Origin of the sequence: Microbaculum marinum (assembly GCF_037855135.1) — a bacterium.
GTDB lineage: Bacteria > Pseudomonadota > Alphaproteobacteria > Rhizobiales > Tepidamorphaceae > Microbaculum > Microbaculum marinum.
Map to the genome: position 1 here is coordinate 502986 of NZ_JAZHOF010000004.1, position 23831 is coordinate 526816.

General features: G+C 70.9%; 19 protein-coding genes. 12 read left to right on the forward strand and 7 right to left on the reverse strand.

Annotated features, from left to right (window positions below; translation table 11 throughout):
• The first annotated feature begins 688 nt into the window (after window positions 1-688).
• The 5 genes from V3328_RS12390 to cobJ all read left to right on the forward strand — a co-directional run bounded on the left by V3328_RS12390 (window position 689) and on the right by cobJ (window position 8636).
• Window positions 689-4768 carry a cobaltochelatase subunit CobN gene (locus V3328_RS12390; RefSeq protein WP_340329969.1) on the forward strand — a complete coding sequence of 1360 codons (4080 nt, stop codon included), beginning with the start codon at window positions 689-691 and terminating at the stop codon, window positions 4766-4768.
• Window positions 4765-6168 carry a hypothetical protein gene (locus tag V3328_RS12395; protein ID WP_340329970.1) on the forward strand — a complete coding sequence of 468 codons (1404 nt, stop codon included), beginning with the start codon at window positions 4765-4767 and terminating at the stop codon, window positions 6166-6168. The genes V3328_RS12390 and V3328_RS12395 overlap by 4 nt, the downstream gene beginning before the upstream one ends.
• On the forward strand, window positions 6165-6797 hold the full coding sequence (locus V3328_RS12400; protein ID WP_340329971.1) for a precorrin-8X methylmutase: 633 nt from the start codon (window positions 6165-6167) through the stop codon (window positions 6795-6797). The genes V3328_RS12395 and V3328_RS12400 overlap by 4 nt, the downstream gene beginning before the upstream one ends.
• Entirely contained in the window at window positions 6794-7537 is a 744-nt protein-coding gene (locus tag V3328_RS12405) for a precorrin-2 C(20)-methyltransferase (protein ID WP_378758971.1), read from the forward strand. Before V3328_RS12400 ends, V3328_RS12405 begins: the two co-directional genes overlap by 4 nt.
• Before the next feature lie 310 nt (window positions 7538-7847).
• Window positions 7848-8636, forward strand: a complete 789-nt coding sequence (cobJ, locus tag V3328_RS12410; protein ID WP_340329973.1) for a precorrin-3B C(17)-methyltransferase — start codon at window positions 7848-7850, stop codon at window positions 8634-8636.
• Window positions 8637-8947: 311 nt separating this feature from the next.
• On the opposite strand, the gene V3328_RS12415 is transcribed toward cobJ, so the two are convergent.
• On the reverse strand, window positions 8948-9703 hold the full coding sequence (locus tag V3328_RS12415; RefSeq protein ID WP_340329974.1) for a cobalt-precorrin-6A reductase: 756 nt from the start codon (window positions 9701-9703) through the stop codon (window positions 8948-8950).
• Window positions 9704-9723: 20 nt separating this feature from the next.
• On the opposite strand from V3328_RS12415, the gene cbiE reads away from it, so the two are divergent.
• Genes cbiE through cobM form a run of 3 tightly spaced genes read left to right on the forward strand, consistent with a single transcriptional unit; the run spans window position 9724 to window position 12115 of the window.
• Window positions 9724-10968 carry a precorrin-6y C5,15-methyltransferase (decarboxylating) subunit CbiE gene (gene cbiE / locus V3328_RS12420; RefSeq protein ID WP_340329975.1) on the forward strand — a complete coding sequence of 415 codons (1245 nt, stop codon included), beginning with the start codon at window positions 9724-9726 and terminating at the stop codon, window positions 10966-10968.
• Window positions 10965-11348 (forward strand): cobalamin biosynthesis protein, encoded by a 384-nt coding sequence (locus V3328_RS12425; RefSeq protein ID WP_340329976.1) that lies wholly within the window; start codon window positions 10965-10967, stop codon window positions 11346-11348. The genes cbiE and V3328_RS12425 overlap by 4 nt, the downstream gene beginning before the upstream one ends.
• Window positions 11345-12115 carry a precorrin-4 C(11)-methyltransferase gene (gene cobM, locus V3328_RS12430; protein WP_340329977.1) on the forward strand — a complete coding sequence of 257 codons (771 nt, stop codon included), beginning with the start codon at window positions 11345-11347 and terminating at the stop codon, window positions 12113-12115. The genes V3328_RS12425 and cobM overlap by 4 nt, the downstream gene beginning before the upstream one ends.
• Here the strand turns inward: cobM and V3328_RS12435 are convergent.
• The gene (locus V3328_RS12435; protein WP_340330061.1) at window positions 12076-13215 is read right to left on the reverse strand and encodes a cobalt-precorrin-5B (C(1))-methyltransferase; all 1140 of its coding nucleotides are present in this window, start codon (window positions 13213-13215) and stop codon (window positions 12076-12078) included. The genes cobM and V3328_RS12435 overlap by 40 nt on opposite strands.
• Before the next feature lie 143 nt (window positions 13216-13358).
• Between V3328_RS12435 and cobA the strand changes: the two genes are divergently transcribed.
• The 4 genes from cobA to cobS are packed head-to-tail and all read left to right on the forward strand — an operon-like array spanning window position 13359 to window position 17315.
• On the forward strand, window positions 13359-14171 hold the full coding sequence (gene cobA, locus V3328_RS12440; RefSeq protein WP_340329978.1) for a uroporphyrinogen-III C-methyltransferase: 813 nt from the start codon (window positions 13359-13361) through the stop codon (window positions 14169-14171).
• Window positions 14168-15499 carry a cobyrinic acid a,c-diamide synthase CobB gene (locus tag V3328_RS12445; RefSeq protein ID WP_340329979.1) on the forward strand — a complete coding sequence of 444 codons (1332 nt, stop codon included), beginning with the start codon at window positions 14168-14170 and terminating at the stop codon, window positions 15497-15499. The genes cobA and V3328_RS12445 overlap by 4 nt, the downstream gene beginning before the upstream one ends.
• Before the next feature lie 33 nt (window positions 15500-15532).
• Window positions 15533-16549 (forward strand): nicotinate-nucleotide--dimethylbenzimidazole phosphoribosyltransferase, encoded by a 1017-nt coding sequence (gene cobT, locus V3328_RS12450; protein ID WP_340329980.1) that lies wholly within the window; start codon window positions 15533-15535, stop codon window positions 16547-16549.
• Between the two features lie 4 nt (window positions 16550-16553).
• Entirely contained in the window at window positions 16554-17315 is a 762-nt protein-coding gene (cobS, locus tag V3328_RS12455) for an adenosylcobinamide-GDP ribazoletransferase (protein WP_340329981.1), read from the forward strand.
• Here the strand turns inward: cobS and V3328_RS12460 are convergent.
• The 5 genes from V3328_RS12460 to V3328_RS12480 form a co-directional block, all read right to left on the reverse strand.
• Complete coding sequence (locus V3328_RS12460; protein WP_340329982.1) at window positions 17299-18975, reverse strand: ABC transporter permease subunit; 1677 nt, start codon at window positions 18973-18975, stop codon at window positions 17299-17301. The genes cobS and V3328_RS12460 overlap by 17 nt on opposite strands.
• The gene (locus tag V3328_RS12465) at window positions 18972-19967 is read right to left on the reverse strand and encodes an ABC transporter ATP-binding protein (protein ID WP_340329983.1); all 996 of its coding nucleotides are present in this window, start codon (window positions 19965-19967) and stop codon (window positions 18972-18974) included. Before V3328_RS12465 ends, V3328_RS12460 begins: the two co-directional genes overlap by 4 nt.
• 104 nt (window positions 19968-20071) lie before the next feature.
• On the reverse strand, window positions 20072-21121 hold the full coding sequence (locus V3328_RS12470) for an extracellular solute-binding protein (RefSeq protein WP_340329984.1): 1050 nt from the start codon (window positions 21119-21121) through the stop codon (window positions 20072-20074).
• 206 nt (window positions 21122-21327) lie between these two features.
• Window positions 21328-22296: a trypsin-like serine peptidase gene (locus V3328_RS12475; protein ID WP_340329985.1), complete on the reverse strand. Its 969-nt coding sequence runs from the start codon at window positions 22294-22296 to the stop codon at window positions 21328-21330.
• Window positions 22297-22688: 392 nt separating this feature from the next.
• On the reverse strand, window positions 22689-23606 hold the full coding sequence (locus tag V3328_RS12480; protein WP_340329986.1) for a trypsin-like serine peptidase: 918 nt from the start codon (window positions 23604-23606) through the stop codon (window positions 22689-22691).
• Between the last annotated feature and the right edge of the window lie 225 nt (window positions 23607-23831).

The following is a 23831-nucleotide window of genomic DNA, read 5'->3' on the forward strand; positions in this document are numbered from 1 at the left end:
GCCGCAGCCGACGTCGTGGGCTCCGAGCCGGCCGGCTCCTGCCTCCGGCGCAGCCTCTGCGCTGGGCCCCGGATCAGGTCCGGGGCGTATGCCTGTCGTATGTCGGGGGCGTCGACTCAAGCCGCAGCCGACGTCGTGGGCTCCGAGCCGGTCAGTTCCTGCCTCCGACGCAGCCGTCCCGCTGGGCCCCGGATCAAGTCCGGGGCGTACGGAGTGCCGGGGGGCGACCACGATGCACCGCATGCAGAACTATGTCCCGGACGTGATCCGGGACCCAGAGCTGCGGCTGCGGTGCCTGAGAGCAGGAACGTCGAGCACCTCCGCTCTCTGCCGACGATCGGCCCGCGTCCACTGGCCGCAATCTCGGTCCCGGACTTCGATCCGGTCGGCTCCTGCCTCCGGCGCAGCCTCTGCGCTGGGCCCCGGATCAGGTCCGGGGCGTATGCCGGTCGTATGTCGGGGGCGTCGACTCAAGCCGCAACCGGCATCCTGGACTTCGATCCGGCCCGCTCCTGCCTCCGACGCAGCCGCCCGGCTGGGCCCCGGATCAGGTCCGGGGCGTATGCCTGTTGTATGTCGGGGGCGTCGGATCGACCCGCAGCGTACGTCCCGGCCCCCGAGCCGGGACCCGGCGCGGAGGCTGCCGCGGACGCCGGACTGTCCAGTTTCCCGAAGGCGGGGGGTTGAGATGCACATCCTGGTCCGGGAGACGCGATCGCTCGACGACGACGAGGCGGCGGTCGATCTCGGCCAGAGCCCGGCCGACCTGGTCTACCTGTCGTTTTCCGACTCCGACCTCGGCGCCGCCGCCGATGCGTGGCAGCGGGCGGGGGACCTGCCGCCGCTTCGGCTTGCCAACATCGCCCAGCTCAAGCATCCGATGTCGGTCGACCTCCATGTCGAACAGGTGATCGAGCACGCCCGCTGCGTGGTGATCCGGCTGCTGGGCGGGCTCGACTACTGGCGCTACGGCGCCGAGGAGGTGGCGCGCACCTGCCGCAAGCGGGGCATCGCGCTTGCCATCGTGCCGGGAGACGGCCGCGCGGATGGACGGCTGGCCGAGCTCTCGACGGTGTCCGGCGACATGCTCGCCCGCCTCGAGGCGCTGCTGGCCGAGGGCGGGCCGGTGAACACGGCGCGCGCCCTGTGGCTGGCGGCGCATCTGGCCGGGCTGGGGCGGGACGGCGGCGACCCGGTCGAGCCGGTGCCGATGCACGGGGAGTATCGGGTTGGCGGGACGGGTCCAGGCGCCGAAGTTGCGGAAGCTGCTTCGGGTCTTCCCGAGGGGAGAGGCCGCGTACCCCCCTCCCCGTCCCTCCCCCGCAAGGGGGGAGGGGGCGAAGGAGCCGCATCCGCTTGCGCGTCCTGCAATGGCGCGCCGGGCGAAAACGACATGCGTGGTACGAAGTCGACGCAAGCTGTCGATCAAGAACTCCTCGATATTGCCCCCGTGGCCCGCACGTTTCTCCCCCCTCCCCCCTTGCGGGGGAGGGATGGGGAGGGGGGTACCGCTGAGTTTCCGGATCGGTCCGCGATCGAGGCGGAGGTGGACACCCACCGTCCTCATCGCCGCGAGGTGCATAGCGCCGTCTCGAAGGATGGGCGATGGTCCCGGGCCGTTCCCCCGTCCTTCGAGACACGGGCTTCACCCGCTCCTCAGGATGAGGGAACGGGGGTAGCGTGTGAAAGCGTTGTCCGCCCGCTCGCGGTCATCGTGTTCTACCGGGCCTACCTGCTCGCCGGCGACCTGGCGCCGGTCGATGCGCTGGCAGACGCACTGCGCGGCCACGGGCTGGACGTCAGGGCGCTGCATGTTGCGAGCCTGAAGGCGCCGGAGACCGCTCACTTCGTCGCCGAAACGCTGCGGGCATGGGAACCGGCCGTGGTGCTGAACGCCACCGGTTTCTCGGCGCGCCTCGATGCCGATGGTTCAGGGGGCCCCTCCCCGCTCGACGCCGCCGGGGCGCCGGTCTTGCAGGTGGTGCTGGCGAATGCGGCGCGGGAGGCCTGGCAGGAGTCGGCGCGGGGACTGAGCCAGACCGACCTTGCCATGCAGGTCGTGCTGCCCGAGCTCGACGGGCGGCTCCTGTCGACGGCCATCTCGTTCAAGGAGCAGCAGGCCGAGGTTGCCGGGCTGGAATTCGCGCGCACGGTGCATGCGCCGGACCGCGACGGCATCGCGCTGGCCGCGGCGCGGGCGGCCGGCTGGGCGCGGCTGGCGGGGACGGCCCGGGCGGAGCGCCGGATTGCGCTGGTGCTGTCCGACTATCCCGGCGCGGCAGGGCAGGACGCGCATGCGGTGGGGCTCGACGCCATCGCCAGCACCGCCGAGGTGCTGCGGCTCCTCGAGGCCGAGGGATACGATGCCGGCGCGTGCCTTCCCGACGACAGGGCGGTGGTTGCCGCGCTCTGCGACGCGCAGCCGACGCCGTTCCTGAGCCTCGCCGACTACCGGCGCCTGTTCGCGACCCTGCCGGAGGAGACGCGGAGGAAGATCGTCGAGGCCTGGGGCGAGCCCGAGGCCGATCCGGCGGTGGTCGGGAGCGGGGGCACCACCCCCCTGTCCGCGTCATCCCGGACGGCCGAAGGGCGATCCGGGATCGGAGAGCCACGGATAGCGCGGGGGCTCTCCGATCCCGGCTCTCCGCTGCGCTACGGCCGGGATGACGAGGGAAAGGGGTGCGGCCGGGATGACGACGGAGAGGAAGGGAGCGGCGCGACCGGCGCCGTGACGAGAGACCCGGCCGACGCCGTAGTGAGGGACCGGGCCGGCACCGGCACCGGTGACGAGCGGCACTTCGCGCTGCGCCTCGCCCGTTTCGGCAAGGTGACCGCCGCCGTGCAGCCCGACCGGGGCAACGCGCTCGACCGCAAGGCGAGCTATCACGATCCCGACCTGCCGCCGCGCCACGCCTATGTCGCCTTCTACCTGTGGCTGCGCGAGGTCGAAGGCGTCGACGCGATCCTGCATCTGGGCACCCACGGCACGCTGGAATGGCTGCCCGGCAAGGCGGTGGCGCTGTCGGCAGGCTGCGCGCCGACGGCACTGATCGGCGGCCTGCCGGTGATCTACCCGTTCATCGTCAACAATCCCGGCGAGGCGGCGGCCGCCAAGCGGCGGCTCGGGGCGGTGACGATCGGCCACCTGACGCCGCCGCTGAAGCTTGCCGGCAGCCACGGCGCGGCGACCGACCTGGAGCGGCTGATCGACGAGTTCGCCGCCGCCGACGGGCTCGACCGCCGGCGCACCGGCATCCTGAAGGCGGAGATCCTCGAGCGCGCCGACGAGGCCGGGCTGCTGGCCGAGAGCGGCGCCTCCCGCGACATGGACGAGGACGACCAGCTCGCGCGGCTCGATGCGTACCTGTGCGACGTCAAGGACCTGCAGATCCGCGACGGGCTGCACGTGTTCGGGCGGGCGCCGGCGCCGGAGCAGCGGGCGGCGCTGATCGAGACGCTGCGCGCGTCCTGCCCGGATCTCGATGCGGACCTGCTGGGTGCACGGCTCGACGCATCGGCACAGGCCGAGCGGGCGGCGCTGCTGGCCGCGCTGGACGGACACTTAGTGTCCCCCGGCCCCTCCGGGGCGCCGACGCGCGGGCGGGCCGACGTGCTGCCGACGGGACGCAACCTGTTCGCCGTCGATCCGCGCGCGGTGCCGACGCGCTCGGCGCTGGTGCTGGCCGAGAAGGCGGCCGAGGACCTGGTGCGCCGGCACATGCAGGACCACGGCGACTGGCCGCGCTCGCTGGTGATCGACCTGTGGGGCTCGGCGACGATGCGCACCGGCGGCGAGGATCTTGGCCTGGCGCTGGTGCTGGTGGGGGCGCGGCCGGTCTGGGACACCGGCTCGAACCGGGTCAACGGCTTCGAGATCCTGCCGCTGGCGCTGCTGGAGCGGCCGCGCGTCGACGTGACGCTGCGCGTGTCCGGCCTGTTCCGCGACGCCTTCGAGGCGCAGATCGCGCTGTTCGACGCGGTGGTGCGGGCGATCGCCGGGCGCGACGAGGAGCCGAACTGGAACCCGCTTGCCGCCGCCGCGCGCGGCCTGACCGGCGACGCCTTTCGCAAGGCGACGACGCGGATCTACGGCGCCGCGCCCGGCGCCTACGGGGCCGGAGTGACGACCCGCATCGAGAGCGGCGCCTGGGACGAGCGCGGCGAGCTCGGCGCCGCCTACCTGTCGGCGTCGGCGCACGCCTACGGGCAGGGGCTGGCGGGCGAGAGGGACGAGGCGGGCTTCGCCGACCGGGTCCGCTCGGCCGGCGCCTTCGTGCATCAGCAGGACCATGCCGAGATCGACCTGCTCGATACCGTCGATTTCGCCGCCCACGAGGGCGGCTTCGCGGCGGCGGCGGAGGCGCTCGGCGCGCATCCGGCGCTCTATCATGCCGACACCTCGACGCCGGAGGCGCCGAAGACGCGCACGCTCGTCGAGGAGGTCGCCCGCGTCGTGCGCGGCCGCGCCGCCAATCCGGCCTGGATCGCCGGCATGATGCGGCACGGCTACCGGGGCGGCTCGGAGATCGCCCGCGGCCTGGAGGGCCTGTACGGCTTCGCCGCCACCCTGCCCGACCGGCTCGACCGGCAGTTCGACCTGGTCTTCGACGCAACGCTGGGGGACGAGGCGGTGGACCGGTTCCTGGAGGACAACAACCCCGCCGCCCGCGCCGCGATGGCCGACCGCTTCGACGAGGCGATCCGCCGCGGCCTGTGGCGGCCGAGGCGCAACGCGGTCGCCGAGATCCTCGGGCGGAGGGCATCATGAGCGGCGTGCGTGGAAAGACCCGCGTCGGCTGGTGCCCGAGCGTCGCGACGCCGATGGCGGCGCATGACGGGCTGCTGGTGCGGATCAAGCCGACGGCCGCGGCGATAGCGGCCGGCGCGGCACGGGCGCTCGCGGCGGCGTCCGCGCGGTTCGGCAGCGGCGAGATCGACCTGACCAGCCGCGCCAACCTGCAGGTCCGCGGCCTGCGGCCGGACACGGCGGACGCCTTCGCGGCGGCGATGCACGCGGCCGGTCTTGCCGCCGGCGACGGAGCGTTCGAGGAAATCCGCAACGTCACCGCCGACCCGCTCGGCGCCGACGACCCGGACGCGGCATTCGATTCGCATGCGATCGCGCGGGCGATCGAGGCGATGCTGGAAGGCGACGCGGCGCTGCACGGCCTGCCGCCGAAATTCGGCTTCCTGGTCGACTGCGGCACAACGCTGCCGGTGCCGGACGGGCGGGCGGATATCGTGCTGCGCGGCGTCGGGGAGCGCCTGACGATCGGGCTCGGCGGCGGTGCGCTCGCCGTCGACTGTACGGTGGAAGACGCACCCGCCCTTGCGCTCGATCTTGCCCGCGCCTTCCTCGCGCTTGCCGGTCCATCCGACGCGCCCCCCCACCGGATGCGGGAGCTGGTGGCGCAGGTCGGCGAGCAGGCGGTGTTCGCGGAGGCCGGGATCGCGCGCGGCCTCCTCCACGCGGCGCAACCGCCGCGCTGGGCCCCGGATCAGGTCCGGGGCGTAGACCCGTCGTGTGGCGCGAGAGGTGCCACAATTTCTGAGTACGTCCCGGGCCTGACCCGGGACCCAGGGGCGGCACGGGGAGCGGCGGCGAGGCGCGCCTCGGAAGATCCGGAGCGAGACGCACCCCTCCTCTCGCAGCGCTCCGCCCTGTCGCAGCCGCCGGACTGGGCCCCGGATCAGGTCCGGGGCGTAGACCTGTCGTGTGGCGCGAGAGGTTCCACAATTTCTGAGTACGTCCCGGGCTCGACCCGGGACCCAGGAGCGGCGGGCGCAATAGCTGCCAATTCTGCACGCGACGCCCAACCCGACCCGATGTACGCCGCGCCGCCGGCGGACAGTCCCGTCGGGTCGCTGCCGTTTCCCGACCGAAAGAGTGGCGCCGTCGTCGCGGGCGTGCCGCGCGGGCGGCTGCGGGCGGAGACGCTTGAGGTACTTGCCAGCCTTGCCGGGACATACGCCGACGGCACGCTGCGAATGACGCCGTGGCGCGCCGTCTGTCTCGTGCCGGTGGCCTCCGAAGATGCCGCGCCGCTGCTGGCGGCGCTGGACGCACTGAACCTGATCACCGATCCCGCCGATCCCCGCCGCGCCTTGCGGGGACACGACTTCCAACCCATGGACATACGCACGCACCGGAAGGCCAAACTGCCATGAACGCCCCCCACGACTACATCCGCGACGGCGCCGAGATCTATCGCCGGTCGTTCGCGACGATCCGCAGCGAAGCCGACCTGGCGCGGTTCGCGCCGGACGAGGCCCGCGTCGCGGTGCGGGTGATCCATGCCTGCGGCATGGTCGAGGTGGCGGCCGACCTGGTTTTCTCGCCCGGCTTCACGGCCGCGGCCCGTTCGGCGCTGCTCGACGGCAAGCCGATCCTGTGCGACTCCAAGATGGTCGCCAACGGCATCACGCGGACCCGCCTGCCTGCCGACAACCCGGTCGTCTGCACGCTGGGCGAGCCGGAGGTGGCAGGCCTCGCCGAGATGATCGGCAACACGCGCACGGCCGCGGCGATGGAACTGTGGGAAGACCGCATGGACGGCGCCGTCATCGCGATCGGCAACGCGCCGACCGCGCTGTTCCACCTGTTCGAGATGCTCGACGCCGGGGCGCCAACGCCGGCCGCCGTGATCGGCATGCCGGTCGGCTTCGTCGGCGCGGCCGAATCGAAGGAGGCGCTGGAAGCCGACGGACGGGTGCCGTTCCTGACGGTGCGCGGCCGCAAGGGCGGCAGCGCCATGGCGGTCGCCGCGATCAACGCGCTGGCGAGCGAGCAGGAGTGAGCGGCGCAATGGCGCGGGCGGGGACCCTCTACGGCGTCGGCGTCGGCCCGGGCGATCCCGAGCTGATGACGCTGAAGGCGGCGCGCATCCTCGCCGCCGCCCCCGTCGTCGCCTATTTCGCCAAGAGCGGCCGCACCGGCAACGCCCGGACGATCGTCGAGGGGGCGCTCGGTCCGGCCGCCGAGGAGATGCGGCTCGACTATCCGTTCACCACCGAGATCCCGGTCTCCGACCCGCGCTACCTCCCGGAGATGGCGACCTTCTACGACGACGCCGCGGCGCGCGTCGGCGCGAGGCTGGAGGCCGGAACCGACGTCGCCGTGCTGTGCGAGGGGGATCCGCTGTTCTACGGCTCCTACATGTACCTGCACGACCGGCTCGCCGGCCGGTATACCTGCGAGGTGGTGCCGGGGATCACCGCGATGAGCGGCTGCTGGGCGCGCGCCGGCCGGCCGATGACGCGCGGCGACGACGTGCTGTGCGTGCTGTCGGGGACGATGGCCGAAGACCGCCTCGCCGAGCGCCTGGCGGGCGCCGACGCGGCGGTGATCATGAAGGCCGGCCTGAACCTGGCGAAGATCCGCGCGGCGCTGCAGCGGGCCGGCAAGCTCGGCCGCGCCGTCTATGTCGAGCGCGGCACCACGGCGCAGGAACGGCTGGTGCCGCTGGCGGAACTCGCCGACGAGCGCGGCCCCTACTTCTCGCTGGTGCTGGTGCCGACCGAGCGGAGGACGGTGTGATGCCGCATCCCCGCCGGGCAGCCACATGCGCCGCGTTCAACACCGGTGCGGATGCCGTGGATTCCCGCTGGAGTTTAACCTCGGGCCGCCCGATGACCGGCCGCGAGAACAGGAGTGAGCGGGATACGGACGGGTTCTACTATGCCGCCGTCCTGGGCCCCGGATCAGGTCCGGGGCGTAGACCTATCGTATGGCAAGGTGGGCGCCCCACGCACAGCCGAGCTCCCGGGCTCGAGCCGGGACCCGGCTCGGCCTCTGCGGGTGGCGACAGAGCTGGACCAATCATTATGCCCATTTCCGGAGCTGCCCGATGACCGGCCGCCTGACGATCGTCGGCCTCGGCCCGGGCGCGGCCGAGTTGCAGACGCCGCAGGCGCGGGCGGCGCTGGCGACGGCGACCGACCTGTTCGGCTACACGACCTATCTCGCCCGCGTGCCGGAGCAGGAGGGGCAGGCGCGGCACGGCTCCGACAACCGCGAGGAACTCGACCGGGCGCGGGCGGCGCTCGAACTTGCATATACAGGGAAATACGTCGCGATCGTCTCGTCGGGCGATCCCGGCGTGTTCGCGATGGCAGCCGCCGTGTTCGAGGCGATCGAGGCCGGCGCGCCGGAGTGGCGGTCGATCGAGGTCGAGGTGATCCCCGGCATCTCGGCGATGTTCGCCGCCGCCGCCCGGCTCGGCGCGCCGCTCGGCCACGACTTCTGCGCGATCTCGCTGTCGGACAACCTGAAGCCCTGGGAGACGGTGGTGCGGCGGCTGGAAGCGGCGGCGGCCGCCGATTTTGTCATCGCGCTCTACAATCCGATCTCCAGGGCGCGGCCGTGGCAGCTCGGCGCGGCGCTCGACATCCTGCGCGGTGTGCGGGCGGCCGACACGCCGGTGGTGTTCGCGACAGCGGTGAGCCGCGCCGACGAGACGATCGAGATCGTGCCGCTCGGCGACGCCGATCCCGCCCGCGCCGACATGCGCACGCTGGTGCTGGTCGGCTCGAGTGCGACGCGGACGATCGCCCGACCGGACGGTCGCGCGTGGGTCTATACGCCGCGCCGCGCGGGGGCCGTGGCGGTCGGCAAGGCCGAGGAGTGTGCGATTTGATCGCAGCCGTGTTCCATCAGACAGTGCCGCCTCCTCCCTCGGCTCATCGCCGCGGAACAGCTGATCCAGCGTCAGAACCCGGCGCAGCCGCCGTCCTGGGTCCCGGGTCAAGCCCGGGACATAGGCTGTGGTATGGGCAAATCCCGTACCCCACACTCGGACGACGTCCCGGGCTCGGCCCGGGACGTAGGCAGTGCTCTTGGAAATCGCGGTGCCATACGACGAGCCTACGCCCCGGACTTGATCCGGGGCCCAAGGCGGCGTTTGCGGAATTTGGCAGCGCCGAAGATCGGGCCGGAGATCGGACGGCGTCACGCCTGCCGGACACGCGCCTCCAGCCACGCGAGTGCTTGCTCGGCGGTGTCGACCGTCTCGGCGTCGGGATGGGCGGGGCGGGCGACCATCACGACCGGGATGCGGAGCGCGCGGGCGGCGGCGAGCTTGGCCTCGGTCGCGGTGCCGCCGGAGTTCTTGGTGACGATCACGTCGATGCGGTGCCCGTCCAGAAGCGCCCTCTCGGAAGGCTCGTCGAACGGGCCGCGCGCGATGATGACGACGGCGTTCGGGGGGAGATGTCCCGGATCGGGCGGATCGACGCTGCGGATCACGTATGTATGGACCGGCGCCTCGCGGAACGGCGCCAGTTCCTTCTGGCCGATCGTCAGGAAGACGCGTTTCGGGTCGTTTCCAAGCGCCGCGGCCGCGGCGGCCATGTCCGGCACGATCGTCCATCGGTCGCCTGGCTGCGGGCGCCACTCCGGCCGGCGGATCGCCAGCAGCGGGACGCCGGCCAAGCCGGCCGCTTCGACGGCGTTCCGCTTGATCCGGTCGGCGAAGGGATGGGTCGCGTCGATCATGAGGTCGAACCGCTCCGCCTCGAGATAGGCGGCAAGCCCCGCAGGCCCGCCGAAGCCGCCGACACGGAAGGGGACCGGCGGCGTGACCGGGGCCTTCGTGCGGCCGGCAAGCGACAGGAGCGGGGCGACGCGCGCGTCGCCGGCAAGGGCTCGGGCGAGCGCGCTCGCCTCGCTGGTGCCGCCGAGGATCAGGAGCCTGAGCTGTCTCATCGCGCCAAGGGGATGCCCCGATGAGCGCGGCCGCGCAAGCCCGTTCGCCGTGGCTGTCGATCATCGGCATCGGCGAGGACGGCATCGAAGGGCTGACCGGGGCCGCGCGGGCGCTGCTGTCCGGCGCGCGCGTCGTCTACGGCGGCAAGCGGCACCTGGCGCTTGCGGACGGGCTGATTTCCGGCGAGGCCAGAGCCTGGCCGAGCCCGCTCACCGGCGCCGTCGATGAGATCCTCGGGCTGGCGGGGACGCCCGTCGCGGTGCTCGCCTCCGGCGATCCGTACCTGTACGGCGTCGGCAGCCTGCTCGCCCGGCATGTGCCGGCGGCGCAGATCACCGCGATTCCGGCGCCGTCGGCGTTCTCGCTCGCCTGCGCCCGGCTCGGCTGGGCGGTCGCCGACTGCGCGCAGGTCACCTGCTGCGGGCGGCCGGTGGAGACGCTGGCGCCGCACCTGCAGCCGGGACGGCGGGTGCTGGTGCTGTCGGCCGACGAGACGACGCCCGCGGCGGTCGCGACATACCTGTCGGCTCGCGGCTTCGGCGCCTCGCGCCTGCACGTGATGGAGGCGCTGGGGGGACGGCGCGAACGGATCCGCGAGGCGGAGGCGTACGGTTTCGGCTTCAACGACGTCGACCCGCTGAACCTGATCGGAATCGAGGTCGTCGGCGCGGCGGGCGCAAAGGTGATCCCGCTGGCGAGCGGCCTGCCGGACGCCTTCTTCGAGAACGACGGCCAGCTCACCAAGCGCGAGATTCGGGCGGTGACGCTGTCGTCGCTGGCGCCGCGGGCCGGAGAGCGGCTGTGGGATATCGGCTGCGGATCGGGCTCGATCTCGATCGAATGGCTGCTGCGCCACCCCGCCAACCGGGCAATCGCGATCGAACGCGACCCGGAGCGTGCCGCGCGTGCGGCACGCAATGCCGCTAACCTGGGGGTGCCACGGCTCGAAATCGTCGAGAAAGCGGCTCCGGAGGCGTTCGCCGACCTGCCGGCGCCCGACGCGGTGTTCATCGGCGGCGGCGGACAGGCGGACGGGGTGATCGAGACGGCGTGGTCGGCGCTGCGGCCGGGCGGACGGATGGTGGTGAATGCGGTGACGCTCGAGACCGAGGCGCGGCTGATCGCGGCGCACGGCACGTATGGCGGCTCGCTGGCGCGGCTGTCGGTGGAGCGGCTCGAGGCGATCGGCGGCCGGCACGGCTTCCGGCCGGCGATGACGGTGACGCAGTGGGTGGGGCAGAAGCCCCGGGACGGCGGGGCATGATCGTCGCGGGGATCGGCTGCCGGTCGGGCTGCGGCGCCGACGAGATCGTCGCGCTGATCGGCGAGGCCGTGAAGCGCGCCGGGATCGCCAACTGCCGGTTCACCGCTCTCGCGACTGCCGCCTTCAAGGCCGGGGAGCCCGGCGTGCGCGAGGCGGCGGAGCGGATGGCGCTGCCGCTGCTGCCCGTGGGCGCGGATGCGATGCGTGCGGTCGAGGCCGATTGCCCGACCCGCTCGGAAAAGGCGCTGGAGGCGACGGGCTTCGCCTCCGTCGCCGAAGCCGCGGCGCTGGCGGCGGCGGGGCCGAACGGGCGGCTGGTGCTGCCAAGGATCGCCAGCGCCATGGCGACCTGCGCGCTGGCGGAAAGGGCGGGACGATGACGGTGCACTTCATCGGCGCCGGCCCGGGCGCGCCGGACCTGATCACGCTGCGCGGCCGCGACCTGATCGCCGCCTGCCCGGTCTGCCTCTACGCCGGATCGCTGGTCAACGCCGAGATCCTGGCGCACTGCCCGCCAGACGCGCGGATCGTCAACACGGCGCCGATGAGCCTCGACGAGATCGCTGCCGAATTCGAGACGGCGCACGCGGCGGGACAGGACGTGGCGCGGCTGCATTCGGGCGACCTCTCGGTGTGGAGCGCGCTCGGCGAGCAGATCCGGCGGCTCGAGGCGCTGGGAATTGCCTATACGGTGACGCCGGGCGTACCGGCGTTTGCAGCAGCCTCGGCGGCGCTGGCGAAGGAGCTGACGCTGCCCGAGGTGGCGCAGTCGGTGGTGCTGACGCGCACGTCGGGCCGCGCCTCGGCGATGCCGGAGGCCGAGACGCTGGACGCGTTCGGCCGGACGGGCGCGACGCTCGCCGTCCACCTGTCGATCCACGTGCTCGACAAGGTGGTCGCGGAGCTGACGCCGCACTACGGCGCCGACTGCCCGGCCGCCGTGGTCTACCGGGCGAGCTGGCCGGAGCAGCGGATCGTGCACGGCACCCTGGCGACCATCGAAGCGGAGATCGCGGCGCAACCGATGGAGCGCACCGCACTGATCCTGGTCGGCAAGGTGCTGGACGCGGAGGAGTTCCGCGACAGCGCGCTCTACGACGCGGGCTATCAGCGCCGCTTCCGCGGCCGGGAACCGGAGGCGTCATGAGCGGCGTCGCCAACCGGAGCAAAGGGCGCGTGGCCGGCGAGATTGCCGTCGCGGTCGAACACGGCGATTTCCAGCGCCATGCCGGTGCCGGCGATCACGTCGGCCGCCGTGCGCCACGCCGCGCCCGCCACCACGTCGCCGAGCGGGATGCCCTCCTCCGCCGCGGCGGCGAAGGCTTCGGGCGTGGTATTGGCGGCGACGATGCGCGCCCGCAGGGCGTCCGAGCCGCCCTCGGCAACCGCCACGTCGGCCAGGGCATCGAGGTCGACGCGGCCGCGCTTGGAGTGCAGGTCGAGGAAGCCTTGCGCGAGCTTGGTCATCTTGGCGATGCCGCCGGCGATCGTCACCTTCGGCACGGGATGGGTGCGCAGGTATTTCAGGGTGCCGCCGACGAAATCGCCCATGTCGAGCAGCGCCTCGTCGGGCAGGCCGTGCATCCGGGCGATTGCGGCTTCGGAGGCGCTGCCGGTGGCGCCGGCGACATGGTCGCGGCCGGTCGCCCGCGCCACATCGATGCCGCGATGGATCGAGGCGATCCAGGCGGCGCAGGAATAGGGCACGACGATGCCGGTGGTGCCAAGGATCGACAGGCCGCCGACGATGCCGAGGCGGCCGTTCAGCGTCCTTTCGGCAAGGGTCTCGCCGCCGGGGATGGAGATTTCCACATCGACGTCGCCGCTTGCGCCGGTGTCGGCGCAGACTTCGGCAATCGCCTGCGCGATCATCCGGCGCGGCACCGGGTTGATGGCCGGCTCGCCGGGCGGCATCGGCAGGCCCGGCCGGGTGACGGTGCCGACGCCCTCGCCTGCCCTGAAAGCGACGCCGCCGCCGGGGACGCCGGGCCGGACGGTCGCGACGATGAGGGCGCCGTGGGTGACGTCGGGATCGTCGCCGGCGTCCTTGACGATGCCGGCGCGCGCCCAATCCTCTCCGATGTCATGGCGGGCAAGTGCGAAGGCCGGCGTCTGGCCGCCCGGCAGCGTCACCGTTACCGGATCGGGGAAATCGCCGCCGACGAGCGCGGCGAAGGCCGCCTTGGCGGCCGCCGTGGCACAGGTTCCCGTGGTCCAGCCCCGGCGCAGCGGGCGCGTCTCGTCCATGGCGTGGCAGATAGCGCGTTGCGCGGGGGCTGTCACGGTGGATCGCCGGCCGGCATCCGGCGGCCCGATACGGCCGCAGGGTTGATCCTGCCGCCGTCACTCGCTAGTGCCGCGCCTTTCCTCGGTTATTGTTCGAAGACGCCATGACAACGCTCGACCTCCTCCGCCGCCTGATGGGAGACGTCCCGGTCTTCGAACTGGGCCACGTCTGGCTGGCCGGCGCCGGGCCGGGCGATCCGGCGCACCTGACGCTCGACGCGGTCGCGGGCCTCGCCCAGGCCGACGTGGTGGTGCACGACGCTCTCGTCGACCCGCGCACGCTGGCGATGCGCCGCGACGGCGCGGTGCTGGAGTTCGCCGGAAAGCGCGGCGGCAAGCCGTCGGCGACGCAGGCCGACATCACCCGCCGCCTCGTCGAGCTCGCCCGTCAGGACAAGCGGGTGCTGCGGCTGAAGGGCGGCGACCCGTTCGTGTTCGGCCGCGGCGGCGAGGAGGCGCTGACGCTCGCCGCGCAGGGGATCCCGTTCCGGGTGGTCCCCGGCATCACCTCGGGCCTGGCCGGGCTGGCGCTCGCCTCGATCCCGGCGACGATCCGGGGCGTCAACCAGGCGGTGATCCTGGCGACCGGCCACGGCGCCGACACCGAGGAGGGTCTCGACTGGGCGGCGCTGGCGGCGACCGGCCAGCCGATCATCCTGTACATGGCGATGAAGACGCTCGACCGGATCGCCGCGGCGCTGGTCGCGGGGGGGCTGAGCCCCGAAACGCCGGCGGCGATCGTCGTCTCCGCGACGCTGCCGGGGGAGCGTGTGCTGACCTCGACGCTGGCCGACATCGCGTCGGATGCAGAGGCCGCCGGGCTGGAGCCGCCGGCGATCGTGGCGATCGGCGGCATCGTCACCGTGCGCGAACAGCTGCTGGCGCTGATGCCGCGGGTGCTGGAGGCGGTGTCGTGAGCTCGGCTTCCAGCGGGGCAAAGGGGCTGATCGTCGCCGCGCCGCGCTCGGGTTCGGGCAAGACCACGGTGACGCTGGCGCTGATCGCGGCGATGCGGCGGCGCCGGCTGACGGTGAAGACCGCGAAATCCGGTCCCGATTACATCGATCCCGCCTTCCATGCCGCAGCCAGCGGCCGGCCCGGCATCAACCTCGACAGCTGGGCGATGCCGCCAGAGCTCGTGGAGGCGCTGGTCGGCGAGGCCGCCGCGGGGGCCGACCTGCTGGTCATCGAGTCGTCGATGGGCCTGTTCGACGGCATCGCCGGGGAACCCGGCCGGCGCGGCGCGGGCGCTGACCTCGCAGCGCGCCTCGGCCTGCCGGTGCTGCTGGTGATGGACGTCTCCGGCCAGTCGCAGTCGGCGGCGGCCGTCGCGCACGGGTTCGCGACGCTCGATCCGGCTGTCCGGATCGGCGGCGTCATCCCCAATCGCGTCGCCAGCGAACGCCACCTGACGCAGGTCGCCGATGCGATGGAGCGGATCGGCATGCCGGTCGCAGGCGCGCTGATGCGCGACCAGACCGTCGCCCTGCCCGAACGCCATCTGGGCCTCGTGCAGGCGCGCGAGCACGGCGACCTGGAGGCGCTGCTCGAGCGGCTGGCGGATCTCGGCGAAAATCAGCTGAACCTCGACAGGATCCTCGACCTGGCGGCACCGGTGGATGCCCGTGCCGGCGCGGCCGGGGCGCCGCTGAGGCCGCCGGGACAGCGCATCGCGCTGGCCGAGGACGCAGCCTTCACCTTCGTCTATCCCCACCTCGTCAACGGCTGGCGCCGCGACGGCGCCGAGATCGTGCCGTTCTCGCCGCTCGCCGACGAAGCTCCGCCGCCGGACTGCGACGTGTGCTGGCTGCCGGGTGGCTATCCGGAGCTGCATGCCGGCGCGCTGGCCGCGGCGACGAACTTCCGCGACGGTCTGACGCGCTTTGCGGAGCGCCGCCCGGTGCATGGCGAGTGCGGCGGCTTCATGGTGCTGGGACAGGGCATCGAGGACGCCGACGGCCACACGCATGCGATGACGGGCCTGCTCGGCCACGCCACCAGCTTCGCCAGGCGCAAAATGAATCTCGGCTACCGGCAGGCGCGGCTGCTCGCCGACTGCCCGGCCGGCAGCGCCGGAACGGTGCTCAGGGGCCACGAATTCCACTACGCGACGGTGACGGATCCCGGCGGCGACGATCCGCTCGCCGAGATCGCCGACGGGACCGGCAAGGCGCTCGGCCTCTCCGGCGGCCGCCGCGGGCTGGTCTCCGGGACCTTCTTCCATGCCATCGCCCGCGCCGGCTGAAACCGCGCGTTCGAACTCACTACGGGAGCACAGATGACGACGTTCGCCACACTCGACGCCCTGCGGGCCGCCTGCGCCGACCTTCCAGCCGGCAGCGCCGATGCCGCCGCCGCGGTCGCCGACAGGCAGTTGCAGCTCACCAAGCCGCCGGGAAGCCTCGGCCGGCTGGAATCGCTGGCCGCCTGGCTGGCGCGCTGGCAGGGCCGCGAGGCGCCGCTGCTCAACAGGGTGGTGATCCTGGTGTTCGCCGGCAACCACGGCGTGACCGCGCGCGGCGTCTCCGCCTTCCCCTCGAGCGTCACCGCCCAGATGGTCGCCAACTTCGACAGCGGCGGCGCCGCCATCAACCAGCTTGCCAAAGCGGCGCGGGCGGACCTGACCGTGGTGCCGCTCGACCTCGACAGGCCGACGGCGGACTTCACCGAAAGCCCGGCCATGAGCGAGGCCGACTTCCTCGCCGCCGTCAACGCGGGATACGCAGCCGTCCCGGAGGGCACGGACCTCCTGTGCCTCGGCGAGATGGGGATCGGCAACACCACCACGGCGGCAGCCCTGACGGCGGCGCTGTTCGGCGGCGACGGCGAGCACTGGGCCGGCCGCGGCACCGGCATCGACGATGCCGGGCTGAAGCGCAAGCGCGAGGCGATCGACGCCGGCCTCGACCGGCACCAGGACATTCTCGCCGACCCGCTGCTGGCGGCACTGTCGCTGGGCGGGCGCGAACTGGCGGGCATCTTCGGCGCGGCGCTCGCCGCGCGCATCAGGGGCGTGCCGGTGCTGCTCGACGGGTTCGTCTCGACGGCTGCCGCCGCGCCGCTCGCAAAGCTGTCGCCGACCGGGCTGGATCATGCCATCATCGGCCATTCGTCCGCCGAGGCGGGGCACTGGCGGCTCGCCGAGGCGCTCGGCAAGGTGCCGCTGGTCGATCTCGGCATGCGCCTCGGCGAGGCCTCCGGCGCCGCGGTCGCGATCCCCATCCTGCGGGCTGCCGTGGCCTGCCACAACGGCATGGCGACCTTCGCCGAGGCGGGCGTCGACAACAAGGACTGAGACCATGTCGCGACACGCCGAACTCGCCGCCGCCTTCGGCCTCCTGACGCGGCTGCCGACGGGGTGGATCGCCGATCCCGCCGAGCGGCCCGACCCGGCCCGGGCTGTCTGGGCCTATCCGTTCGCCGGCCTCGCCGTCGGGGCGATCAGCGGCGGGGTCTACTGGCTCACGCACGTGATCGGGGTGCCGTCCTTCATCGCCGGCGTGTTCGCGCTGGGGTCCATGGTGCTGGCGACCGGCGCCATGCACGAGGACGGCGCGGCCGACACCGCCGACGGCCTGGGCGGCGGCGCCGACCGGGCCGGCAAACTGGAGATCATGCGCGACAGCCGGATCGGCACGTACGGGGTGATCGCCCTCATCCTGATATTCGCGCTGCGGCTGTCGGTGATCGGCACGCTGGCCGACGCCGCCCTCGTCGCGGCAGCGCTGATGGCGACGGCCGCACTGTCGCGCGGCGCCATCGTGCCGCTGATGCACTGGCTCGGTCCGGCCCGCGCCGACGGCCTGGCGGTGCATGTCGGCCAGGCCGGCCGCAACGCGACGGCGGAGGCAGCGGCGATCGCCGCGCTGACCGCGTTCCTGCTGCTGCCGTTCGCAACCGCGCTGGCGGCAATCCTGGCGGCGGCGATCGGCGCCGCGATCGTCGGCCTGCTGGCCCGCTCGCAGCTCGGCGGTCAGACGGGAGACATCCTCGGCGCCGCCTGCGTGGCGGCGGAATGCGCCGCCCTCACCGCCATCGTCTCCATCACCGCACCAGGCTGACGCCTCGAACGCCCGACAGGCGCAGCGCGAGCTGCGCCAGCAGCAGGAAGCCGATGACGGTCGCCATGATGCAGACCGCGAACGCCGCCGCCTGGTTCAGCGCGCCGCGATCGTCGAGATAGAGCACCGAGACGGCTGCGAGCTGCGTCGACGGCGTGATCAGGAAGATCACGGCAGACAGCGTCACCATCGCCCGCATGAAGAAGAACACGCCGACGCCGAGGATCGTCGGCCAGATCAGCGGCAGGGTGATCCGCCACACCGTCGTCAGCTTGGTCGCGCCGAGCGTCGACGAGGCCTCGTCGAAGGTCGGGCTGATCTGCTTCAGGTTGGTGGTCGCCAGCAGGAAGCCCTGGGCGTGGTAGTGGTAGACGTTGCAGACGGCAATGATCAGGATCGTGTCGTAGATCCAGTAGACGGGCTGACCGGGTGTGTTGAAGGCCAGGATGTAGCCGAGCCCCAGCACCATGCCCGGCACCGCCGCCGGCAGGATCGCCAGGAAGTAGACGAAGCGGCCGGCGCGGCTCGGAAAGCTGTGGTTGGCATAGGCCGCCCCGATGACGAACACGATGGCCAGCAGCGCCGTGACGAGCGCGACCTCGATGCTGGTCCACAGCGGCTCGATGCCGTTCTGCACGTCGAAGCCGTAATGCCGAAGCGTCAGCGACAGGTTGTAGGGCCAGAGCCTGACGAAGCTGGCATAGACCACGATCGCCACAAGCGACAGGATGGCCGCGGCGATGACGATGCTGTAGGCGAGCCAGACCATGTCGCGGCCGAACCTCGGCTTCGGCACCAGCGGCACCGATTGCGACGTCACAGAGGCGAACTGCCGGCGGGCAATCCATTTCTCGCCCATCACCGCCAGCGCCGCCGGCAGCAGCAGCACCACGCCGATCACCGCGCCCATCGAGAAGTTGGCCTGGCCGGAGACCTGATTGTAGATCTCCACCGCCAGGACCGAATAGTTGCCGCCGATGACGACCGGATTGCCGAAATCGGTGATGACGATGGTGAAGACGACGAAGCCCGCCGAAGCCAGCCCGTAGCGGGTGCCCGGCAGCGTCACCGTCCGGAAGATCCGCCAGGGCCCGGCGCCGAGGCTCTTGGCCGATTCGTAGATGCGCGCGTCGGCGACCGCCAGCGCCGTGGTCAGGATCAGAAAGGCGTGCGGAAACGCATAGACGACGTCGGCGATGAAGATGCCCCAGAAGCCGTATATGTCGATCTCGGTGCCGAAGGTACGGTTGACCAGGCCGTTGCGGCCGAGCAGGAACTGCAGACCGAGCGCCTGCACGAGCGACGGGGAGAAGATCGGCAGCAGCGCGACGAGGCGCAGCACCGACTTGCCGGGCATGCAGCTTCTCTGCATCGCGTAGGCGAAGCCGTAAGCCAGCACCAGCGTGGTGACGGTAACGCTGATGCCGACCTGGAAGGTATTCCCGACGATACCGAGGAACCGGGCGCTGGTGAAATAGAGAACGAAGTTGCCGAGGCCGATGCCCTGCGGGGTGACGAACGAGGTCTTCAGGATCGCCCACAGCGGCACCAGCACGAACACCACCAGCAGAAGCCCGGTGATGCCGACCACGGCGGCGCCGAACACACGGTCGGCATCAAGATGCCGGCGGCGCACCGGACTCGTCGTCACTGAGGTCATGCGGGCGAGGCTGCCAGCCGCCTGACCCTGTTCTCGGGCAGAGCGAAGCGGATCGTGTCGCCCACCGTCAACGGTTCCCGGCGGCCATGAATCTCGATTTCCATGTTCTGGCCCGACGTCTCGACGTCGAGCCGCATGGTGTTGCCCAGGAAGGCCAGCTTGCGCACGGTGCCCTCGAACATGCCGTCCGGCCCGACGCTGACGTGCTCGGGGCGGATTGCCAGGACCGAGGCGCCGCCGCCGGCGCCCAGCCGGTCGCGCAGGGCGGGATCCTCGATGATGTTGAGCCTGCCGATGAACTGGCCGACAAAACGCGTGGCCGGCTCCCAGTAGAGGTCCTCCGCGCTGCCGACCTGTTCGATGCGGCCCGAGTTCATGACGACGATCCGGTCGGCCATCTCCATGGCCTCGTCCTGGTCGTGCGTCACCATGATCGTGGTGATGCCGAGCCGCTTCTGGAGATCGCGGATCTCGCCGCGCAGGCTCTCGCGCACCTTGGCGTCGAGCGCCGACAGGGGCTCGTCGAGCAAGAGCACCGACGGCTCCGGCGCAAGCGCGCGGGCAAGCGCCACGCGCTGCTGCATGCCGCCGGACAGTTCGTGCGGGTGCTTGCCGGCATCGCCGCGAAGGTGGACGATGTCGAGCATCTCGCCGACCCGCGCGTCGATCCGGGCGCGATCCCATTTGCGGCATTCGAGCCCGTAGGCGACGTTGCGCGCCACAGTCAGGTTGGGGAACAGGGAGTAGGACTGGAACACGACCCCGAAGTTGCGCTTGCGGGCCGGCAGGTCGGCGAGGTCGCGGCCTTCGAGGAGGATCCGCCCCTCGTCGAGTTCCTCGAGCCCGGCGATCACCCGCAGCAGCGTCGTCTTTCCGCATCCCGACGGCCCCAGGAAGCAGACGAACTCGCCTTCGGTCAGGTCGAGATCGACATGGTCGACCGCCACGACATCGGCAAAGCGCTTGGTCACGTCGCGCAGGCTCAGATACATCCGCGGACTCCAGTTTGGCCGAACGGTTTGCGCCGGGTATCGGATACGAAGCGGCGGGGACAGCGCGCGCGCCGTTCCCCGCCGGATTGCGCGCGCGGTGGCGCCTACTCCTCGTAGCGCTTCTGCCACTCGGCGAGGATGCGGTCGCGGTTCTCCGCTGCCCACGCGTAGTCCATCTCGAACAGCACCGTGGAAATGTCGTCCGGCAGACCCGCGGCCTTGAACTTCTCCGGCATCTCGCGACCCTGCATGGTCACGATCGACTTCCACTTGTTGTACTGCTCCTCGGCGCTCTTGGAGAGCGTCCAGTCAAGGAACTTCTTCGCATCTTCCTTGTTCTGCGAGGATGCCATAAGGGCGTTCGCCTCGAGCTCGTGGCCGGCGCCCTCGGAGGGAAGCACCATGGCGATCGGGTAGCCCTCGTCGATGTTCTTGATGGCGCGCAGCGCAAAGGAGATGCCGATCGGAAACTCGCCGGCGCTGGCCGCGTTGCAGGGCTTCGAGCCGCTCTTGATGTACTGGTCCATGCTCTTGTCGAGCGCGTCCAGGTACTCCCAGCCCTTCTCCTCGCCCATCATCTGCAGGATCGAGGCGACGTGCAGGTAGCCGGTGCCGGAGCTTGCCGGATTCGGCATCACCAGCTTGCCCTCGAACTCCGGCTTCGTCAGATCCTGCCAGGAGGTCGGCATCGGCAGACCGGCCTTTTCCATTTCCGGAAGGTTGACGCAGAAGGCGCCCATGTAGCCGGTGGTGGCGAACCAGTGCCCGTCCTTGTCGCGGAAGCGCGCCGGCACCTTGTCGATGCCTTCGGGCGTGTAGGGCTCGATCATTTCCATGATGCGCGGATCGACCATCGAGGTGGCCGCCCAGCCCCAGATCACGTCATGCTTGGGATTGTCGGCTTCCGCCAGCATGCGGGCGCGGAGATCGCCGGTGGACAGCCGCAGCACGTCGACCTCGACGTCCGGAAGGTCCTCCTGCATCGCCTCCAGGAAGGAGGCCAGTTCGTCCTCCTCGTAGGAGGTGTAGACGGTAATCTTTCCGGCGTCGGCGACGCCGGGAAGCGCTGCAAGCAGGGTCGCGCCGACGAATACGCCGGCTGTCACCCGCGCGACGCCGGCCAGGACGGCACGTCGTGCGAAACGATCGGTCATGTCTGAATTCTCCCTCAACCCGCCGGATGCACGTCGTGTTCACCCGTGACGCCATAGTGTCATAAAACTGTAACACCACAAACAGGGCTGTAAACGTTCATCCAGCCTGAATGTGGCGTTTCGCGCGAAGAGAGTGGCCGCAAACGAAAAGGCCGGGCTCCCCCGCGGGAGCCCGGCCTTTGGTCTGCCGGTTCGGCGTCGGCCGCCTACTTCAGTGCGCGCTTCCAGCGGTTGAGGTTGGTGAAGACCTCCTGGGTGATCCGGGTGCCGTGATTGTAGCGCCGGAAGGGACCACGCTTGTCCTTGTCGCGCTCGTAGGTGTTTACGGCGTAGGCGCAGGGATCGCACTTGCCGCGCTTGGAATAGACGGGCGCCCCGGTCATCCCGACGGTCTCGTTCGGATAGAAGACGCGGCGCGGCTGGGACACGGTCACGTTGCCCTTGCTCTGCCACATCGTCAGCTTCTTGTCGCTCGGGTAGCCGGTAATGATCGCCCTGCGGCCCTTCAGGGAACCGCTCTTCCAGAAATAGCCGAACCAGCCGGTCTTGTTGCCGATGTTGCAGTTCAGCTTGATCGCGCCGTAGTCGTAGTCGTCGCGTCCCTCCAGGGCCCAGTACGTCACGGTGTAGAGCCGCGTCGCCCGGCAATGGCCGTACGGAGAGGTCTTGCCGTTGCGGCCCGGATAGATCTTGTAGGTCAGGTAGTCGTGCCAGCCATCCCCCGGCCTGTAGACGCAGGAGCCCGCCGTCACCACGGTGTCCTTGTTGATGAACCAGCCGGTGCAGCGCTTGCGGGTGGCCTCGGCGCCGTCGATGTTGTCGTCGCCCTCGAAGGTCACCAGAGCGACGGCGCTGGCTGGAAACTCCTCCGTATTGACGATCTCGACGCGCCTGTTCCGGGGCCGGTCCTCGTTCGGGGCGCCGATCGAGCGGCTCGGCTCGATGGCCTTCAGGACCGCGAGTTCCTCGTCGCCGCCGAATTCCGCGCCGAAATCCTTCAGCGCTCCCGGACGGCCGGAGAAGCTTCGCGACACCTTGCCGCCGCTCGCCGACTCGACGGCCGACAGGCCCTTGCCGTCGCTCGACATGGGCGCGTGCCCGCTGGCGGCAAAGGCCGCCGGCGCCAGGACGGCAAGTGCCGATCCGAGCACCACCCCAAAACCAATACGCTTCATGATCGTCCTCGTTGTGTTGTCGCGATGCGCCGCCGTGCGGATTCGTAACGAATACCGGCTGATTCGCAGCACCCCCGTCGGCGTGACGGCACGTCGCCCGAATTTATGCGACCGCGCCAGCCTGTCAAGCATACGCCCGCCAGCAAAAACATGGTTTTCCGACGTTCGTATCAGTAATATCAAAAGAATAAAAAGTATAAATCAGACTATTCGAAACATATTTCCGCAAAGACTTGCCGAAGACGTCGTGTATACGGCAAGAACGAATTTTCGCGTCTGTAGCATGTCGGCAACCCTGCCCGCCGCCGATTTGCACGGCCCCGGCTCCCGCAGACGGCGAAGGGCGGCGCGCCATGCGCGCCGCCCCTGCCGACGGACCGGAGACCAGGCCGTCACTTCCAGTTGCTGATGTTGTTGAACACGGACCTGTTGATGCGGGTGCCGTGGTTGTTGGTGCTGAACGGCGCGCTGCCATAGGTGCCGTAGGCGTGGATCGCCATGCTGCACGGGCTGCAGTTGTCCGAACGGTTGTAGTAAACGGGCGAGCCGCTCATGCCGCCGGTCGTGTCGTTCTTGTAGAAGACCCGCCTCGGCTGGGAAACGGTGACGCGGCCCCTGCTGTACCACTGGGTGAGCGGCTTGTCGCCGGGATAGCCGGCGATCTTCGTCGGCAGGCGCTTGAGGCTGCCCTTCTTCCAGAAATAGCCGAACCAGCCGGTCTTGTTGCCGACCTTGCACTTCAGCTTGATGGCGCCGTAGTCGTAGTCGTCGCGGCCGGAATTGGCCCAGCCGGCGACCGTGAACAGCCGCTTCGCCCGGCACGAGCCGTACGGCGCGGTCGTTCCGGTGTAGCCCGGATAGACCCGGAACGAGGACTTGGAGTAGTAGCCGACGCCGGGATCGTAGACGCAGTGGCCGGCGGTCACCACCAGCCGCGGGCTGACCATCCAGCCGGTGCAGCGGCCCTCTTCGAACGTGATCAGCGTCACCGCCCGATAGGGGTACTTCCTGGTGTTGTTGACCTGCTTGCGGGTGTCCGCGCCGATGATCGATTCCGGCCCGATCGGCTCCAGCGCCCGGATCGCCGCGATCTCGGAGGTGGGAAGCCTCTGCTCGAGCGCAGCCGCGATGCCGCTGTAGCCGGTCGAGCCCTTGTTGCTTTCGGAAAGACGGCCATTGCCGCGCTTTTCCGAGACCCTCAGGTCCTTGCCGTCGTCGGACATGGCCGTGTGCATGCTCTGGGCCGAAGCCGCGAGAGGTGCGGCAAGCAGCGCAAATCCGAGCATCACGCCCGTAATCAATGTCTTCATTTCTGCCCTCGTAGTCGCTAGTATAGGGGTTTCGCCGCGTTCGACCGGCAATCACAGACGTCGAACGCCATAAGGCCGGCCGATTGCACTGCCGGCAATACCGCAGAGCCAGGCAATCGGGCGATCCGTGGAACCATTATCGGTCCGCCCCCTTCCTATACATTGGTAGCCGGTGAAATGGAATTGCCGTGCGAGCACTTCGATGCGTCTTGAAACCGCCCGAGC

Excerpts from the sequence above, each read along its gene's own strand:
- V3328_RS12390 (WP_340329969.1), top strand. The coding sequence starts at position 689 with ATGCACATCCTGGTCCGGGAGACGCGATCGCTCGACGACGACGAGGCG.
- V3328_RS12395 (WP_340329970.1), top strand. The coding sequence starts at position 4,765 with ATGAGCGGCGTGCGTGGAAAGACCCGCGTCGGCTGGTGCCCGAGCGTC.
- V3328_RS12400 (WP_340329971.1), top strand. The coding sequence starts at position 6,165 with ATGAACGCCCCCCACGACTACATCCGCGACGGCGCCGAGATCTATCGC.
- cobJ (WP_340329973.1), top strand. The coding sequence starts at position 7,848 with ATGACCGGCCGCCTGACGATCGTCGGCCTCGGCCCGGGCGCGGCCGAG.
- V3328_RS12415 (WP_340329974.1), bottom strand. The coding sequence starts at position 9,703 with ATGAGACAGCTCAGGCTCCTGATCCTCGGCGGCACCAGCGAGGCGAGC.
- cbiE (WP_340329975.1), top strand. The coding sequence starts at position 9,724 with ATGAGCGCGGCCGCGCAAGCCCGTTCGCCGTGGCTGTCGATCATCGGC.
- V3328_RS12425 (WP_340329976.1), top strand. The coding sequence starts at position 10,965 with ATGATCGTCGCGGGGATCGGCTGCCGGTCGGGCTGCGGCGCCGACGAG.
- cobM (WP_340329977.1), top strand. The coding sequence starts at position 11,345 with ATGACGGTGCACTTCATCGGCGCCGGCCCGGGCGCGCCGGACCTGATC.
- V3328_RS12435 (WP_340330061.1), bottom strand. The coding sequence starts at position 13,215 with ATGGACGAGACGCGCCCGCTGCGCCGGGGCTGGACCACGGGAACCTGT.
- cobA (WP_340329978.1), top strand. The coding sequence starts at position 13,359 with ATGACAACGCTCGACCTCCTCCGCCGCCTGATGGGAGACGTCCCGGTC.
- cobT (WP_340329980.1), top strand. The coding sequence starts at position 15,533 with ATGACGACGTTCGCCACACTCGACGCCCTGCGGGCCGCCTGCGCCGAC.
- cobS (WP_340329981.1), top strand. The coding sequence starts at position 16,554 with ATGTCGCGACACGCCGAACTCGCCGCCGCCTTCGGCCTCCTGACGCGG.
- V3328_RS12460 (WP_340329982.1), bottom strand. The coding sequence starts at position 18,975 with ATGACCTCAGTGACGACGAGTCCGGTGCGCCGCCGGCATCTTGATGCC.
- V3328_RS12465 (WP_340329983.1), bottom strand. The coding sequence starts at position 19,967 with ATGTATCTGAGCCTGCGCGACGTGACCAAGCGCTTTGCCGATGTCGTG.
- V3328_RS12470 (WP_340329984.1), bottom strand. The coding sequence starts at position 21,121 with ATGACCGATCGTTTCGCACGACGTGCCGTCCTGGCCGGCGTCGCGCGG.
- V3328_RS12475 (WP_340329985.1), bottom strand. The coding sequence starts at position 22,296 with ATGAAGCGTATTGGTTTTGGGGTGGTGCTCGGATCGGCACTTGCCGTC.
- V3328_RS12480 (WP_340329986.1), bottom strand. The coding sequence starts at position 23,606 with ATGAAGACATTGATTACGGGCGTGATGCTCGGATTTGCGCTGCTTGCC.